The sequence below is a fragment of the Polaribacter sp. P097 genome, from assembly GCF_036864555.1.
Classification (GTDB): domain Bacteria; phylum Bacteroidota; class Bacteroidia; order Flavobacteriales; family Flavobacteriaceae; genus Polaribacter.
The window spans coordinates 156627-172796 of the sequence record NZ_JAZETJ010000001.1 but is presented as its reverse complement, the minus strand read 5'-3'; the positions used below and the strand labels follow the sequence as shown (position 1 = coordinate 172796).

The 16170-nt window shown below is 30.2% G+C and carries 15 protein-coding genes and 1 tRNA gene; 9 read left to right on the top strand and 7 right to left on the bottom strand.

All coding sequences use genetic code 11. The features are described 5' to 3' along the window. The first annotated feature begins 53 nt into the window (after nucleotides 1-53). Nucleotides 54-968 (top strand): dimethylarginine dimethylaminohydrolase family protein, encoded by a 915-nt coding sequence (locus V7R38_RS00825; RefSeq protein WP_334055654.1) that lies wholly within the window; start codon nucleotides 54-56, stop codon nucleotides 966-968. Nucleotides 969-1019: 51 nt separating this feature from the next. Here V7R38_RS00825 and V7R38_RS00820 read toward each other — a convergent pair whose 3' ends face one another. Further along, nucleotides 1020-1973, bottom strand: a complete 954-nt coding sequence (locus V7R38_RS00820) for a fasciclin domain-containing protein (protein WP_334055653.1) — start codon at nucleotides 1971-1973, stop codon at nucleotides 1020-1022. Between the two features lie 163 nt (nucleotides 1974-2136). Between V7R38_RS00820 and ctlX the strand changes: the two genes are divergently transcribed. Beyond that, on the top strand, nucleotides 2137-3069 hold the full coding sequence (ctlX, locus tag V7R38_RS00815; protein ID WP_334055652.1) for a citrulline utilization hydrolase CtlX: 933 nt from the start codon (nucleotides 2137-2139) through the stop codon (nucleotides 3067-3069). A gap of 3 nt (nucleotides 3070-3072) precedes the next feature. After that, entirely contained in the window at nucleotides 3073-3747 is a 675-nt protein-coding gene (locus V7R38_RS00810) for a PrsW family intramembrane metalloprotease (RefSeq protein ID WP_334055651.1), read from the top strand. Here the strand turns inward: V7R38_RS00810 and V7R38_RS00805 are convergent. Further along, on the bottom strand, nucleotides 3737-4870 hold the full coding sequence (locus tag V7R38_RS00805) for a T9SS type A sorting domain-containing protein (protein ID WP_334055650.1): 1134 nt from the start codon (nucleotides 4868-4870) through the stop codon (nucleotides 3737-3739). The two genes, V7R38_RS00810 and V7R38_RS00805, sit on opposite strands and share 11 nt — an antisense overlap. 3 nt (nucleotides 4871-4873) lie before the next feature. Next, nucleotides 4874-6511 carry an alkaline phosphatase PafA gene (gene pafA / locus V7R38_RS00800; RefSeq protein WP_334055649.1) on the bottom strand — a complete coding sequence of 546 codons (1638 nt, stop codon included), beginning with the start codon at nucleotides 6509-6511 and terminating at the stop codon, nucleotides 4874-4876. 106 nt (nucleotides 6512-6617) lie between these two features. Here pafA and V7R38_RS00795 point away from each other — a divergent pair, with 106 nt between their 5' ends. The 5 genes from V7R38_RS00795 (at nucleotide 6618) to V7R38_RS00775 (ending at nucleotide 10406) form a co-directional block, all read left to right on the top strand. Next, nucleotides 6618-7358: an MlaE family ABC transporter permease gene (locus tag V7R38_RS00795; RefSeq protein WP_334055648.1), complete on the top strand. Its 741-nt coding sequence runs from the start codon at nucleotides 6618-6620 to the stop codon at nucleotides 7356-7358. Further along, on the top strand, nucleotides 7359-8126 hold the full coding sequence (locus tag V7R38_RS00790; RefSeq protein ID WP_015482257.1) for an ABC transporter ATP-binding protein: 768 nt from the start codon (nucleotides 7359-7361) through the stop codon (nucleotides 8124-8126). 61 nt (nucleotides 8127-8187) lie between these two features. After that, nucleotides 8188-8260: transfer RNA gene (locus tag V7R38_RS00785), tRNA-Lys, on the top strand. Nucleotides 8261-8375: 115 nt separating this feature from the next. Further along, nucleotides 8376-8873, top strand: a complete 498-nt coding sequence (locus V7R38_RS00780; RefSeq protein ID WP_334055647.1) for a CIA30 family protein — start codon at nucleotides 8376-8378, stop codon at nucleotides 8871-8873. A 57-nt stretch (nucleotides 8874-8930) separates the two neighbouring features. Further along, nucleotides 8931-10406 carry a DUF389 domain-containing protein gene (locus V7R38_RS00775; RefSeq protein WP_015482259.1) on the top strand — a complete coding sequence of 492 codons (1476 nt, stop codon included), beginning with the start codon at nucleotides 8931-8933 and terminating at the stop codon, nucleotides 10404-10406. Nucleotides 10407-10411: 5 nt separating this feature from the next. Here V7R38_RS00775 and V7R38_RS00770 read toward each other — a convergent pair whose 3' ends face one another. Continuing rightward, nucleotides 10412-10960, bottom strand: coding sequence for a SprT-like domain-containing protein (locus V7R38_RS00770; RefSeq protein WP_334055646.1), 549 nt, complete (start codon nucleotides 10958-10960; stop codon nucleotides 10412-10414). A 55-nt stretch (nucleotides 10961-11015) separates the two neighbouring features. After that, nucleotides 11016-11696, bottom strand: coding sequence for an SDR family NAD(P)-dependent oxidoreductase (locus V7R38_RS00765; protein WP_334055645.1), 681 nt, complete (start codon nucleotides 11694-11696; stop codon nucleotides 11016-11018). Nucleotides 11697-11767: 71 nt separating this feature from the next. Here V7R38_RS00765 and V7R38_RS00760 point away from each other — a divergent pair, with 71 nt between their 5' ends. Beyond that, nucleotides 11768-13042 (top strand): metal-dependent hydrolase family protein, encoded by a 1275-nt coding sequence (locus V7R38_RS00760; RefSeq protein ID WP_334055644.1) that lies wholly within the window; start codon nucleotides 11768-11770, stop codon nucleotides 13040-13042. Between the two features lie 332 nt (nucleotides 13043-13374). On the opposite strand, the gene V7R38_RS00755 is transcribed toward V7R38_RS00760, so the two are convergent. Both V7R38_RS00755 and V7R38_RS00750 read right to left on the bottom strand, forming a co-directional pair. Then, nucleotides 13375-14877 carry a hypothetical protein gene (locus tag V7R38_RS00755; RefSeq protein WP_334055643.1) on the bottom strand — a complete coding sequence of 501 codons (1503 nt, stop codon included), beginning with the start codon at nucleotides 14875-14877 and terminating at the stop codon, nucleotides 13375-13377. A gap of 44 nt (nucleotides 14878-14921) precedes the next feature. Beyond that, on the bottom strand, nucleotides 14922-15956 hold the full coding sequence (locus V7R38_RS00750; protein WP_334055642.1) for a glutaminyl-peptide cyclotransferase: 1035 nt from the start codon (nucleotides 15954-15956) through the stop codon (nucleotides 14922-14924). Between the last annotated feature and the right edge of the window lie 214 nt (nucleotides 15957-16170).

The window sequence follows — 16170 nt, the reverse complement described above, 5'->3', positions numbered from 1 at the left end:
ACTATAAAATTAAAAGCTTCATAAATTATGAGGCTTTTTTTATAATCAATAAAATGATAAAACTAAATATTACTAACGAAACTTCTAAGTTAAAGGCTGTAGTTTTAGGAACAGCAAAAAGTGTTGGGCCAATACCTAAACCAGAAGATTGTTATGATCCAAAAAGTTTAGAGCATGTTTTAGCTGGCACTTATCCTAAAGAACAAGATATGGTTCAAGAAATGGAGGAAGTAGCTGCTGTATTAAAGAAATACAATGTAGAGGTTTATAGGCCAGAAATCATAGAAGACTATAATCAAATATTCTCTAGAGATATTGCTTTTGTAATTGATGATAAATTGGTAAAAGCAAATATTCTTCCAGATAGGGAAAAAGAATATTTGGCTATTCAACATGTTTTAGATTTAATTGGTTCTGAAAATATAATTCAACTTCCTGAAGAATGCCATGTTGAAGGTGGTGATGTTATGCCTTGGAATGACTATTTATTTGTAGGTACGTATTCAGGAGAAGATTACCCAGATTTTATTACGGCAAGAACAAATTCAGCAGCAGTAAATGAGTTGCAAAAACAGTTTCCAGATAAAATTGTAAAACCTTTTGAATTAAGAAAGTCAAATACCAATGCTAAAGAAAATGCGTTGCATTTAGATTGCTGTTTTCAACCAATTGGTAAAAACAAGGCAATTTTACATAAAAACGGATTCTTAATAGAGGATGAATATAATTGGTTAAAAAATTACTTTGGTGAAGAAAATATCTTTGAAATAACCAAAGAAGAAATGTACAATATGAATAGTAATGTATTTTCTATTTCAGAAGATGTAGTAATATCTGAAGTCAACTTTAAAAGATTAAATACTTGGTTAAGAGAAAATGGTTTTACGGTTGAAGAAGTGCATTATTCAGAGATTGCCAAGCAAGAAGGTTTGTTAAGGTGTTCTACAATGCCTTTAATTAGAGAATAAAAAAAACGCTGCATAAAGCAGCGTTTTTGTTTTGTAAAAATCGAAATAATATTAAGGTAATAATACTGTGTCTATGGCATGTACAACACCATTTGTAGCTTGTACATCGTTGGTTGCAGGACTTACAATTATATTTACAGTTTGATTGCTTGAAGTTTTTATTTGTGCTCCAGAAGTTAAATCAATTGTAATACTTCCTCCTATAACTGGCACATTTCCATTAGATAATTGCTTGGCTTGAACATTTAAACCATTCACAACATGGTATTTTAAAACAGCATCTAACGTTGCAATTGGTACATCTGTCAAGCTATTCCAATTTTGATTTGAATCTAATAAATCTTGAAAGGCATCATTTGTAGGTGCAAAAACTGTAAAAGGTCCATCACCATTTAAGATTGACACAAAATCTGTAGTGTGTCTAGAGTCAGTTAAAGCAGCCACTAAGCTTGTAAAACCACTGTTATTAAGTGCGATAGTAACCACATTTGGAGGTAACATCACTTTATCAATAACATGTACAATTCCATTAGATGCATTTACATCTGTTGTTAATGGTGTTGCAGTACCATTAAATGAAACACCTCCAGTTACTTCTACTTGTAAAGAAATTGCTTCGTTATTTGGCCCAGTTGACAATGTGTTTACATAAGTGTCAGATAATTCACTAGACATAACTTCGCTATCTAAAACATGAAACAATAAGACCGCTCTTAAAGTTTCTACAGGAATATCATTTATTGTATTCCAGTCAGCATTTGAATCTAATAATTCTTGAAAAGCATCATTTGTAGGTGCAAATACTGTAAAATTACCATCACTAGATAGAGTACCAGCAAGATCTGCTCTTGTTACTGCTGCTGCTAATTCTGTTAAATTATTATTTAAAGCAACATCGACAATTGTGTTTGTTTGAGGAGTAACATTATTATCATCATCATCATTACAAGATGAGAATAAAATTAGCACTACTAAAACCGATAAAAATTTTGAAATTGTTTTCATTTGAATTGAGGTATTAATTATTGTTTAATTATTTAACGATAAAATTAAACAGAATTAACTTTTGAAACTGTTAAACAAATGATAAAATTTGCTGCATAATATTGAACATTCTTATTCTTACTGTAAAATAAAAAGCATAATTTTACATTTTAATTAGAAATTAATGCAACAAACTACGAATTCAATATTGATGATTCGTCCTGTAAACTTTAGGATGAATGAGCAAACAGCGGTTAATAATTACTATCAAGAAGATTTAAGTATTAAAAATGTAGAGATTAATAAAAAGGCGCAATTAGAATTTGATAATTATGTTAACAAGCTAAAATCTTTTGGAATTGAGGTAATTGTAATTTCAGATAATTTAGAAAATGATACTCCAGATTCTATCTTTCCAAATAACTGGATTTCTTTTCATGCAAATGGTACAGTTGCAGTTTACCCAATGTTTGCAGAGAATAGAAGGTTAGAACGAAGAGAAGATGTTTTAGAAAAGCTTGAAGAAAATGGTTTTGTAATTGAGAATGTTGTTGATTATACGTCTGCAGAAGAACAAAACATTTTTTTAGAGGGTACAGGAAGCATGATTTTAGATAGACAAAATCAAAAGGCATATTGTGCATTATCTCCAAGAGCAGACGAAGAACTGTTTATTGAGTTTTGTGAAGATTTTGAGTATACTCCCGTTATTTTTACTGCAAATCAAACTGTAAATGGAGCTAGAGAAGCCATTTATCATACTAATGTTATGATGTGTGTTGCAGAAACTTTTGCTGTAATCTGCTTGTCTTGCATAGATGATAAAAAAGAACTCAAACACGTTCTAAAATCTTTAAAAGAAGATAAAAAAGAGGTGATAGATATTTCTGAAGAGCAAGTAACTAATTTTGCAGGGAATATGTTGCAAGTGCAAGGTGCCAATAATGAACGTTTCTTAATCATGAGTCAATCTGCTTATGATTGTTTAACCAAAGACCAAATAAATAGAATTCAAAAGCATTGTAAGATAATTTCTAGTTCTTTATCTACAATTGAAACTTGTGGAGGAGGAAGTGCAAGATGTATGATGGCCGAAGTTTTTTTACCAAAACAATAAAAAATGGGGTTACTTTTATTAGCATTAGCTCCTGTTGTAGTTATATTGATTTATATTTATGTAAAAGATAAATATGAGAAAGAACCCATAGGCCTTCTAGTTAAAAACTTTTTTTTAGGTGCTATAGTAAGTATAATAATAACTGTTGTGTTAGGGTTTGCAGCAAACATTATTTTCCCTGTAACAGATGAAAAAGATATTTTTCAACAATTTGTAAAAGCGTTCTTTGTAGTAGCGTTAGTGGAAGAATTTTCAAAATATATTATTGTAAAATACTACTCACAGAAAAAAACTGATTTTAATGAGCCTTTTGATGGTATAGTGTATGCAGTTGTTGTTTCAATGGGTTTTGCAGCCTTAGAAAATGTTCTTTACGTTTATCAATATGGAGTAGCAACAGGTTTAACCAGAGCTTTTACTGCAGTGCCTGCACATGCAACTTTCGGAATTTTAATGGGTTACTTTATGGGCAAGGCTAAGTTTTCTGACAATCGTGTTAAATACAATTTATTAGGATTGTTAATTGCCACACTTTTTCATGGAGCCTATGACTTTTTTCTATTTATAAACTTTATTCCAGGTATTGCTATTGGTGCGTTTGTTTCTTTAATAATCGGAATTGTATTGTCTAGAAAAGCAATAAAAAAACACCAATTAATTTCTCATTTTAAAGCTTAATCAGTTTTTTGGTTATTGCAGACTCATTCTCAAAATTTACTTTTACCAAATACATTCCTTTTGGTAAATTACTAATATTTACTTGAGAACTCATATTAGTCAATTTAAAAACTTCCTTACCTAAAGTACTGTAAATAGAAAGACTTTTAACGTGGTCATAATTAGAAAAATTAATAAAGTCAGAGGCAGGATTAGGAGTAATTGTAAAATTTTTAAATTCTTGGTTTTTAGTGCTTAAGGTTTTTAATCGATCGTCTTTAAACTCATATAATTTTTGAGTCAAACTTATTCCATTGCTATCTACTTTTTCTCTAGAAATATAGAATTTTCCGTTATCAAAAGAGGTAATTGCTTCTACTTGGCTAAATTGTTCTAATTGAGAAGAGGATAAGGTAGTTTTATCAAAACCAGCAAAAAAAATGTCCTCACTAAATATTGGGCTTCTTCTTATGTATATTATAAAGGGATTTGCTGCAGAATCAGAACCACAAAGCAAGTATGCTTCACTATTAACAGTTGCTCCAGTTATTAAGCCTTCTACATCACCAGTACTAATTTTTTCAGCAGTATAATTCCCTATAGCCTTTGGTATTTTATATAAGTTACTTTTTAAATCGGCCCAGTTTTTAGAAAAGATGTATAATGAATTGTCAATAACCACAAATGCTTCTGCATCAAAATTATGCATGTTAGTTCTTACAGTAAAATCAGTTTGATCTTCGTACGCAAAACTTATTGTTTCTGCAGTTACAGTATCATTTGTTAGGTAATCAGATTTTGCAATTCTATATATTTTTAAATCGGTTCTATCTCCATTATTATTTCCAAAATCACCAATATAAATGTAAGTTTCATCTTCTGTAATATCTTCCCAATCTACATTTGTGGCATTTGAAATTGTTACAGTTCTTAATAAATTACCAGTTAAACTATCTAATTCATACAAATTGGCAGCATCACCACTATCATTATGCGTAATTATTTTTCCATCAAGAAATAGCAGTCCAGAAGTTTCTGAAACATCGCTAGGCAATTCAAATCTATCTTTAAAGTTTTCAATTTGAGAAAAACCTAAATTGATAGAAAGAATTAACAGCAGAAAAAGAAAGATTTTTTTAATCATAAGTTAGTTTTTTAATGCTTCAACTACAATTTTTCCTGTTGAAGAATTTGGAGCTTCTATGCCTAGCAAGTTAGCCATTGTTGGTGCAATATCAGTAATTTCATAGCGCTTTTTAGAAACTCCCCTTTTAATTCCTTTTCCATAAAAGATTATAGGAATGTGTGTGTCATAAGAATAACCAGAACCGTGTGAAGTTCCTGTTTTTGATCTTGACAATGTTGCAGGATAAGGAATTAGCATTACATCTCCAGACAATTTTTGATTATATCCATTCTGTAATGAATTCATAATACCCTCTGTAAAATGAGTGGTTTGAAGAGTTTTGGCAGTAACTGCTTTGTAAATGCCTTCTAAATTTTCCAATTCACTTACAATTTTATCTGCGACTTGGTTTTTTGTAAAACCTAAAGCTTCAATCTTATTTTTATTTAAGAAAATTTGATAGTTAGAAATATTGTTTACAAATTCATTCGAGTTAAAATACTTTTTAGTAATTGATGAAATAGAATCTCTAAGCTGATTAATCTTTAAATAGTGAGCAGGTATTTTTAGCGATTGTAAATAAGAAGGTACATGAACAGCAGCATGATCTGCAGTTAAGAAAAGCGTATAATTATCTTTACCAACCTTATTGTCTAAAAATTTAAAAAAATCTGCTAAATCTCTATCTAGCTTTAAATAAGTATCCTCTATTTCTACAGAGGCTGGCCCATATTGATGGCCAATATAATCTGTAGATGAAAAACTGATGGCTAAAAAATCGGTATGCTTGCTTTTGCCAAGCTTTTCACCCAGAATTGCAGCTTTTGCAAAATCTACAGTTAATGTATTTCCTTCAGGTATTGCCTTTAGTATATTGTAATTGCCATTCTGATTTCTAAGTTGAGGGATTTTATGAGGAAAAGTAGGTGTAGTTTCACCTCTGAATAAACCTTCAAAATTATTGTTATCAGCAATACTTTTAGTGTATGTATCTATATCAAAAAGGGTAGTCCAAGGCTCTATTAAATACCTATTTGCTTTTCCAGATAAATTAAAATCTGTAACCCATTTTGGTAATGCATTCATGTAAAATGAACTTGAAATAAATTTACCCTCATTACCACCATCAAACCAATAAGCACCATTGGCAGTGTGGCCTGCAGGCAAAATTGCAGATCTGTCTTTTATAGCAATACCTATTGATTTTCCTTTTGAAACTTGATGTAATTTTAACTGATCAGCTAAAGTCGAAGTAAATAATCTTTGGGGCGATTTTTTACCAGCTTTCCCACTGTTACCAACAGTTTCATAATTAGCATCATCTACGCAATAAATAGTTTTATTCAAAAATTTATCATACCAATTATTAGAAATAATTCCATGACTATTAGGTGTTGTTCCACTATAAATTGTTGCATGACCAACTGCAGTATAAGTTGGAATTAAATTGTAATGTGCGTTTTCTAGTGAAAATCCATCATTTAATAATCGCTTAAATCCGTCATCTGAAAAACGATCTGAAAAACGTGTTAAGTAATCATATCGCATTTGATCAATCACGATTCCAATTACTAATTTAGGATTGTTTTTTTTAGTTTCATTTGCTGTAAAACTTAAAAAAAATAGAGAGGTGAAAATATATACTATGTATTTCTTCATGAGTTGTTAAATCTAATTCATAACAAAAGTAAATATTTTTTATTTTGAATACGCGAATTAGATATTGTCTAAATGTTATTTCTTAATTTAGCGTAAAAATAAATCTGTGAATTACATAGAACACATTGGTAAATATTATTTAATGCTAAAGCAGGTTTTTAAAAGACCCCAAAAAGCTAGGGTGTTTTATGATGCTTTACTAAAAGAAATTGAAGAATTAGGTCTAAAATCTTTGGGCATTATTCTATTCATTTCTTTCTTTATAGGTGGTGTAATTGCATTACAAACTGCCTTAAATTTAGATAGTGCTTTTATACCCAGATCTTTAATTGGTTTTGCAACCAAAAGATCAATAATTTTGGAATTTGCACCTACTTTCTGCTCTATAATTTTAGCAGGTAAGGTTGGGTCTTATATAACTTCTAGTATTGGTACTATGAGAGTTACAGAACAGATTGATGCTTTAGAAGTAATGGGTATCAATTCATTGAATCACTTAGTTTTACCAAAGGTAATTGCTACAGTTCTCTTTTATCCTTTTTTAATTACTTTAGGAATGGTTTTAGGCATGTTTGGTGGTTGGTTAGCAGGTGTGCTTTCTGGGCTTTTTAGTGGTGTAAATTATATAGAAGGTTTACAAACAGACTTTCAACCGTTTTTAATAGTTTATGCGCTTATCAAAACCTTAGTATTTGCTTTTCTGATAGCTACAGTGCCTTCATATCATGGTTATTATGTAAAAGGAGGCTCAATAGCAGTAGGTAAAGCAAGTACACAATCTGTAGTTTGGACAACCATTTTAATAGTGATAGCAAATTACTTTCTAACACAAATGCTACTTACATAAATGATAGAAGTTAAAGATTTAAGAAAAGGCTTTGGAGATGTAGAGGTATTAAAAGGTATTTCTACCACATTTCATCCAGGAAAAACAAGTTTGATTATTGGTCAAAGTGGTGCAGGTAAAACTGTTTTCCTAAAATCATTAATTGGGTTGCACACACCAGAAGGAGGTACCATTTCTTTTGATGGTAGAATAAATACAAATTTCAGTATCGAAGAGAAAAGACAATGGAGACAAGAAATTGGTATGGTTTTTCAAGGAAGTGCTCTTTTTGATTCACAAACAGTTGAAGAAAATGTGATGTTTCCATTAAAAATGTTCACAAAACAATCTCAGGCTGAAATGTTAGAGCGAGTTAATTTTGTATTAGATAGAGTTAACCTTAAAGATTCTAATGATAGATTTCCTGCTGAACTTTCTGGGGGAATGCAAAAAAGAGTTGCCATTGCAAGAGCTATTGTAATGAAACCTAAATATTTATTTTGTGATGAACCTAATTCAGGTTTAGACCCACAAACAGCTACAGTAATTGATAATTTAATTCAAGAAATTACAGAAGAATATCAAATAACAACGGTTATAAATACTCATGATATGAATTCTGTAATGGAAATTGGAGAAAAAATTATTTTTTTAAAGGATGGTAAAAAAGAGTGGGAAGGAAGTAGTGAAGAGATGTTTAAAACTGATAATGAGGCAGTTGTAGGTTTCGTATATTCTTCTAATTTATTTAAAAAAGTAAGAGAGGCATATTTAAACGAAACAAATTAATGAAAACGTTTGTTTTTTGTAAAATAACTTATATATTTGCACCCGCTTAAACGAAAGGAATGACCTGGTAGCTCAGTTGGTAGAGCATCTCCCTTTTAAGGAGAGGGTCCTGGGTTCGAGCCCCAGCCCGGTCACTAAAAACTCTGCAAGAAATTGCAGAGTTTTTTTTATTGCTAGCGAATTATGCATTTAAAGTGTTATTTTTAGTACATGATAAAATCACTTTTAATATATTTTACTTTTTTCTTTATGGTTAATTCTACTCACTTGCTATTTGATTTTTCAAAGGAATCTAAGTTGTCTTCTTGGAGAATTGTAGACGATGTGGTTATGGGAGGTAGGTCTAATGGTTCTTTTAAAATAAATGAAGCTGGCAATGGACTTTTTTATGGAGATATATCATTAAAAAACAACGGTGGTTTTTCTTCATTGAGGTACTCTTTTGATAAACTATCAATTTCTAATTATACTAAAATTGTATTGAGAATAAAAGGTGATGGTAAGCAGTATCAATTTAGAATTAAAGATGATAATGATAACTTCTATTCTTATATAAAACAATTTAAAACTAGTGGGAGGTGGGAAACCGTTGAAATTCCATTAAGTGAAATGTATCCAGCATTTAGAGGAAGAAAATTAGACATCCAAAATTTTAATTCAGATACCTTAGCCCAAATTGCTTTTTTAATAGGTAATAAAAAAGAAGAGTCTTTTCAGCTTGAAATTGACAAAATCTATCTTAAATAACAATCTACATTTCAGATACTTTTTTTTGTATCTTTCCGAAGCTATTTTAACGATTTCATGGAAGAAGACATTCAAAAAAATATAAAACCACATCCTCCAACAGAAGAGAATACCTCTCAAAATATAAAGGATGATGCCAAAGGCTTATTTGTAAATATTAAACAGTTTCTAATAGAGCTCTTTGATTTTAGAGATGATACAGATCATGAGGCAACTTTAGAGGCAATTAAAGCCGATATTCCCTTTAAAGGTGCAACTGCATGGATTTTAATTTTTGCAGTATTTGTAGCTTCTATTGGCTTAAATGCAGATTCAACAGCTGTTGTTATTGGAGCTATGCTTATATCACCTTTAATGGGGCCAATTTTAGGTATTGGGATGTCTTTTGCATTAAATGATATAGAAACCTTTAAAAAGTCTTTAATCAATCTTGGTATTATGATTGGTTTGAGTTTGTTTGCTTCATTTTTATTTTTCTATTTTTTTCCACTTAGTGAAGATAATTCTGAATTGCTAGGTAGGGTTAGTCCAGATATTAGAGATGTCTTAATTGCCTTTTTTGGTGGTTTGGCATTAATGGTTGCTAGAACAAAAAGAGGTACAATTGCTTCAGTAATTTTCGGTGTTGCAATTGCAACTGCTTTAATGCCACCTTTATGTACTGCAGGTTATGGTTTGGCCAAAGCTAATTTTTCTTACTTCTTTGGTGCAATGTATTTATTTACTATAAATACTATTTTTATTGCTTTAGCAACATTTTTAGTGATGAAATTGTTGCGTTTTCCTATGCATAAATATGCAAACGCTGCTAAAAGAAAACGTTACTCGACTATTGCTACAGTAGTTGGAGTAGCTGTAATGATACCTGCTATTTTCACTTTTTTAAGAGTTTTTGAAGACAGTCAAATTACCAATCAATTTGATAATTTCGTTAAGAATGAAATAAAAGAAATTGACGGTTTTCAACTTATTGGAGATCCAGAACTAAGTATAAAAGATAAAGAAATCAAGATGAGCTTCTTTAATGAAGTGAGTGATGGCGAAAGAAATTTGATAAAAAATCAATTAAATAATAAAGAATATATTAAGATTAAAGATTTTGATATTAAAATAAAAGGTAGTGATACTAAGAGTTTTGAACTCATTACAACTGCATACAAAGAGAAAAGAGAAGAGTTGCAAGAAAGCGAAAATATTATTGATGGATTGCACAAACAAATCACTGAGCTGAAACAAACTATTTCTTCTTTAAATACAAGAATTGAACAAGATGCTTTAAATAAAAATCAACAGGCTATTGCTTTTAGTTCAGTTATAAAAGAAGCAAAAATTAGATATAATAATATTGAGTCTATAGCCTTTTCTAGAGAGTTATATTCCAAAGATTTTATCAAAATTGATACAATTCCTGTAGCAACAATTAATTGGAATGATAAATTAAAAGATTCTGTTTTAATTAATAAGGAGTTAGAATTAAGGGCTTGGTTGCAAAAAGAAATGAAATTAGATACCTTGTTTATTAAGCGAGAATAGAGTGTTTAATTATCAATAATTTCTACTTCAACATTTTGATTGAACAAATATACTTTTCCGTTTATTGTGTTTAGGCATTCAAAACGAGTTCTCCTTTTATTGCCTTTTTTGTAAGTGGTGTTTTTAAATAAAAAGGCTTGTCCAAAGGGTAGTTCAAAAACAAATATCTTTCCAGAACTAGGCTTAAACTCTCTTAAAGCTAACGATAATTTTGCATCAGAATCAGTACTGGCTTTGGGATTCTTTAAATAATTGGCTAAATGAGGTAACATTTCATATTTAAAAATATCTGGCTTTAAGAAAGGTAACATTAAATGTTGAAAAACCTTTTTCCACTCTTTTCCATGAGGTTGAACTCTACCAAATTTCTGATGCGTTATATGATGTGCAATTTCGTGAACAAGCGTTAATAAAAATTGATATTGATTTAAGTTGTTGTTAACCGTGATTTGAAAACTGCCATCTGGCATTTTTCTGAAATCTCCATGTTTAGTTTCTCTTTGGTTTACAATTTTTAGGCTAAAGTTATTCTGTTCAATTAAATATTGAACCATTAACACTGCTTTGTCCGGTATGTACTTAGAAAGAATGGAGTTCAATTTTTTAAAATTATGGAGTAGAGCTAGAAACTTCTAATATTTTTCCATTGTAAAATTTATTTCCAGTCAATGAGAAATTGTAGATATAATCTGCCATTTCTTTTGCAGATAGAGGAGCCTTGTAATCAGGGAAAGCTTCATCTAGCATTTCTGTCTGTACTGCTCCAAGAGCTAAAACATTAAAAGCAATTCCTGCTTCCTTATATTCTTCAGCTAATAATTCAGATAACGTAATTACTGCGCCTTTTGCAGAACTATATGCAGCTAAGCCAGGAAATTTCATACTTCCTTGTACACCACCCATTGAGCTGATAGTAACCACATGGCTGTTTTTTTGTAAAAACGGAATTAATGTTTTTGTTAATTCAGCAACACCAAATACATTTACTTTGTAAACATCTATAAAATCATTAGACGTAAGCTCTGTAAATGGTTTGTTGATTAGTTTACCAGCGTTGTTTATTAAAATATCAACAGTTTTCCAATTATCTTCTATGAATGATTTTACTTTATGAATGTCAGAATCAACAGCTAAATCAACAGAAAGTGTATGTATATTTTTATGATTTACGGCTTTTAATGGCTTATCATTTCTAGATAAAGCAAGTACATTATGGCTATTGTTCGCAAATTGTTGGGCTAATTCAAAACCAATTCCTCTACTTGTACCTGTTATAACAACATTTTTCATTAACATTCAAAATTTATAATTAATAGCAAATTACTTATTTTTTCATACATTTAAGAATTAAATCAAGATAAATGAAGAAATTATTTTTAGTTCTTTTTGCAATACTAATTGCCCAAAATATTTCAGCACAAACTAGCTACATTTTATGTGGAAAATTGGTAGATACCAAATTAGGTAAAATCTATAAAGAAAAAACTATTGTTGTTAAAGGCAATAAAATTGCTGAGGTTAAAGACGGCTACATTATGCCTAAAAGTGCAAACTTTATAGATTTACGGGATAAAGTTGTAATGCCGGGTTTAATAGATATGCATGTGCATTTAGAAATGGAGTATGATGATAAAACAAGAATTAATAAATACATTTTAGATGAGGCAGATGTTGCATATAACTCTGTAAAATTTGCAGAAACTACCTTAAAAAATGGATTTACAACAGTTAGAGATTTAGGGGGTACAGGTGTAAATATTTCGCTTAGAAATGCCATCAACGCAGATAAAATTCCTGGTCCTAGAGTTTTTACAGCAGGTAAATCTTTAGCTACAACTGGTGGCCATGCAGATCCTACAAATGGAAGTAGCAGAAAATTAATTGGTAATCCAGGGCCAAAAGAAGGTGTTGTAAACTCGGTAGAAGATGGTAGAAAGGCGGTTAGACAACGCTACAAAAATGGGGCTGATTGTATTAAAATTACTGCAACTGGAGGTGTTTTAAGTGTTGCTAAATCTGGAGATAATCCTCAATTTACTATAGAAGAAATTAAGGCAATTTGTGAAATGGCTAAAGATTATGGTATGCATGTGGCTGCTCATGCTCATGGAGATGAAGGTATGCAAAGAGCAATAATTGGAGGTGTAAAAACCATTGAACATGGTACATATATGAGTGATGAAACTATGGATTTAATGAAAAAATACGATGCTTATTTAGTACCTACAATTACTGCTGGAAAAGAAGTTGCAGAAAAAGCAAAAATAGCTGGATTTTATCCAGATATAGTAGTGCCAAAAGCATTAGCAGTTGGTCCACAAATTCAAGGTACATTTGGTAGAGCATATAAAAAAGGAGTAGGTATTGCATTTGGTACAGATGCAGGTGTTTTTAAACATGGAGTTAATGGTAAGGAATTTGGCTTTATGGTAGAAGCTGGTATGCCTGTTATGGAAACCCTTCAAGCAGCAACTATAACGAATGCAATGATTTTAAAAATGTCTGATGAAATTGGGCAGATTGATAAAGGCTTTTTTGCAGATATTATAGCAGTAAATGATGATCCAACAGAGAACATTGCAACTATGGAAAATGTAGTGTTTGTTATGAAAAACGGTATTGTATACAAACAATAAGGTATTATTAGATAAATAATTAAATTATTAATAATAAATATTTATCTTTGAGGTAAATAGCTAAGTCCCCCAAGAAGTATTTATTTTAATAAAATGAATAGAAAATATTTAAACATTTTCTGGGCTTTACTAGGGATTATAATCATATTAAACGAATTCGTGGTTGGTAAAATCGAATTCGTGGCTTTGAGTAAGATAAATTTTGGGACTTGGATATTTATACTTCTGTGGTTTACTATAGCCATTAAAAATTTATACTCATACTTTTCTAGTAAAACTTCTATTACTACAAAGAAGTAAATTTTCTTCCTTTAAAATAAACCATATTTAATTTAAAAGATAATGTGCTGATAAGCACCTATTGCTGGGTTAGCGGTTCTATCTACACCTAATAAGTCTGATGTAAAAGGTGTGCTAATTGCATTATTAATGGCACTTGAATTCTCTCCAATGATAAAATCTTCATTTTGAGTATTTCTAAAGTTAGAGGTACCATTTAAGATGATATTCTCATAATTTGAGCTGGTAAAATCCATTTCTTGATTACCATCAAAAGCATTGTTAGAATCATTAAATGAAATTAAACAGTTCTTAACACTATAATTAAAAGTACTACCATCTACTTTATCTAAAAGAAATTCAATGTTGTTATTACCATCAAAAATACAGTTGGTAAAATTGGCTGCATTTAAATCTCTGGTTGCTGTAACTTCATTACCATTTGCATCAATAAAAACAAAAAAGTTATTTACTAGCACTGCAGGTAATTGTCTAATTCCATTATTCCAAAAATTTGCAAAAGTAGAATGTGTAAAGTTGTAAGTGCCACCAACAGTAGCCGCTAATGAAGCTTGTCCTGCAGAGCCAACAACAACATTGTATGCTTCAATATTTGTTTCTCTTGCTAAAATACCAAAGTTTGAGTTGTTGTATATTTCAGAGTTTTCTAATTTAAGAGTAGGTGTGGTGTTAGACCCAATACTGTCTATTAAAATACCTATAACTCCATTTCTAATTTGTGCATGTTTAATTTCATTGTTTTTACTTCCTGCACGCATCCAAATAGTTCCCCATTGACCAGGAATTTTGCTAAAACTATTTTCTAATCGATCTCCTTGAAAGGTTACTTTTTCATCTAAGGTTCCATTTACTCGCAAACTAGCTTCTTTATCGATAATTAAGCCAGAATTTGAATGGAAATATATTTGTGAACCTGCGTTTATGGTAAGTGTTTTGTTAGCAGCAACAGCAGCATAACCGTAAATAACTGTGGGTTTTGTATTGTTAATTGTAAGTTCTGAATCTTCTAAAAATCTGCCTTTTATTGTAGTTGGTTGTCCATCAAGAGTTAAACTATCAATTTTCATGGTAATAGGATCTTTACCAGGAAAAATAAAGTTGGCATCTTGCACTAAGGTTACCAAATCTACATCTTGCTGATTAGCTCCTGTATCAAACAAAATACGATCTGTATATAAAGGATTTGTTATTGAGCTTGCATCAATAGTAGTTTCTACAAAAACAAAAATACTGTCTTCAGCAAGAATATCTATATTGTTAAATTCTTTACCAGGAATGCCATCTACATTTAATCTATAATTAGATGATGTTCCATTTTCTAAAGCAATTCTAGGAATTGTAATTGCATTACCACCTCTATTGTAAACTTTTAAGTTATAAGTTGCAGAACCAATATTTGTAAATACAGTATCTAAAAAAACAGTGTCTTTAGAAAACTCTAAACTTCCAAAATTTGGTATTGTAGAAAAATCTTTTCTACAAGAGCTCATTGTAATTAAACCAACACAAATTAGTAAGGCAACTAAATAACGCATAAATCAGTTTTGTATAAAAATAGAACTTTTAAATGATTGATTTATTATTTTTTAATCAATTTGATTTCAAATAAGTTGCCCCAGTTTTTTCCGGTTACAAATAATCTATCATTTTTGGCATCATAAGCAATACCATTTAATACTTCATCATCTTCCACAAGCTTTTGCGATTTTTTCATTTCAGCTTCTAAACCCTTTAGATTGATAAGTCCTTCAACTACACCATTTGCAGGATTGATAACAGCTATAATAGGTTTTTGATAATAATTGGCATATAATTTACCATTAATTAATTCTAACTCATTTAGTTGACTTAGAGCTCTATCATGGGTATAGGTTTGTAAAGCTCTCTTTTCTTCTTGAGTGCTCTTGTCTAAAAACCAAATTTTATTTGTACCATCAGATTTAATTAGTTCAGTTTCATTTTGAGTAAGACCCCAACCTTCTTTACTTTGGTTGTATTTAAACTCACCTATTTGATCAAAACTATTTAAATCATACACAAAGCCCTTGTTATTTTGCCAAGTTAGCCAGATGATTTTATCATCTACAATGGTCATGCCTTCACCAAAGTATTTTTTATCTAAGTCTATTTTTTGTAAAACCTTTCCTGATTTAATTTCTACTTTTCTTAAAGATGATTGTCCTCTTCTTCCAGTAGTTTCATAAAGAAAGCCATTATAATATTCTAATCCTTGAGTGTAGGCTTTTTTGTCATGAGGATAGGTATTAATTATTTCATACCCATAGATCGTTGGTTCAATATTGGCAAATACTTCAAAAGAGTTATTTACCTTCTTAGTTTTACCTGGTATAAAAACTAAAGCAGAAACTTGATGTTTTCCTAAACCAAAATCAGCAGTATTTATTTCTAAACTATTTCCATTTGCTGCAACTTCTTTACCATCTATAAAAAACTGAACCTTATCTAAAGGTTTGTTATTTTCCTCTTCTAGATTAATGGTAATGTTTTTATCTAAAGTTGTTTTATTTTCTACCCTTAATTTTAATTTATAAGTATCATCACAGCTTGTGAATAATAAGATAATTAAAGAGGTAATAATGCTTAACTTTTTCATTTTTTATAAATTGTAATTCTTGCTTTAATCGTTTTTATGCACTTAATTTGCAAAGGTTTAAAGGTAAATTGATAGATCTCATAAATAAAAGTAATTTATTTATTTGTATATTAAAAAATATCATTAAATTTGCATCCTCAAAATAGTAAAATCTGTTTTGATATTTAGAATAAAACTTTACCAACTTTATTCTGCAAACATAACATTTAAGAAT

Bases quoted from the DNA above. Each gene is read 5' to 3' on its own strand.
- V7R38_RS00810 (WP_334055651.1), top strand. From the start codon at position 3,073: ATGGGGTTACTTTTATTAGCATTAGCTCCTGTTGTAGTTATATTGATT.
- V7R38_RS00825 (WP_334055654.1), top strand. From the start codon at position 54: ATGATAAAACTAAATATTACTAACGAAACTTCTAAGTTAAAGGCTGTA.
- V7R38_RS00755 (WP_334055643.1), bottom strand. From the start codon at position 14,877: ATGCGTTATTTAGTTGCCTTACTAATTTGTGTTGGTTTAATTACAATG.
- V7R38_RS00780 (WP_334055647.1), top strand. From the start codon at position 8,376: ATGGTTAATTCTACTCACTTGCTATTTGATTTTTCAAAGGAATCTAAG.
- V7R38_RS00765 (WP_334055645.1), bottom strand. From the start codon at position 11,696: ATGAAAAATGTTGTTATAACAGGTACAAGTAGAGGAATTGGTTTTGAA.
- pafA (WP_334055649.1), bottom strand. From the start codon at position 6,511: ATGAAGAAATACATAGTATATATTTTCACCTCTCTATTTTTTTTAAGT.
- ctlX (WP_334055652.1), top strand. From the start codon at position 2,137: ATGCAACAAACTACGAATTCAATATTGATGATTCGTCCTGTAAACTTT.
- V7R38_RS00790 (WP_015482257.1), top strand. From the start codon at position 7,359: ATGATAGAAGTTAAAGATTTAAGAAAAGGCTTTGGAGATGTAGAGGTA.
- V7R38_RS00820 (WP_334055653.1), bottom strand. From the start codon at position 1,973: ATGAAAACAATTTCAAAATTTTTATCGGTTTTAGTAGTGCTAATTTTA.
- V7R38_RS00750 (WP_334055642.1), bottom strand. From the start codon at position 15,956: ATGAAAAAGTTAAGCATTATTACCTCTTTAATTATCTTATTATTCACA.
- V7R38_RS00805 (WP_334055650.1), bottom strand. From the start codon at position 4,870: ATGATTAAAAAAATCTTTCTTTTTCTGCTGTTAATTCTTTCTATCAAT.
- V7R38_RS00775 (WP_015482259.1), top strand. From the start codon at position 8,931: ATGGAAGAAGACATTCAAAAAAATATAAAACCACATCCTCCAACAGAA.
- V7R38_RS00760 (WP_334055644.1), top strand. From the start codon at position 11,768: ATGAAGAAATTATTTTTAGTTCTTTTTGCAATACTAATTGCCCAAAAT.
- V7R38_RS00770 (WP_334055646.1), bottom strand. From the start codon at position 10,960: ATGGTTCAATATTTAATTGAACAGAATAACTTTAGCCTAAAAATTGTA.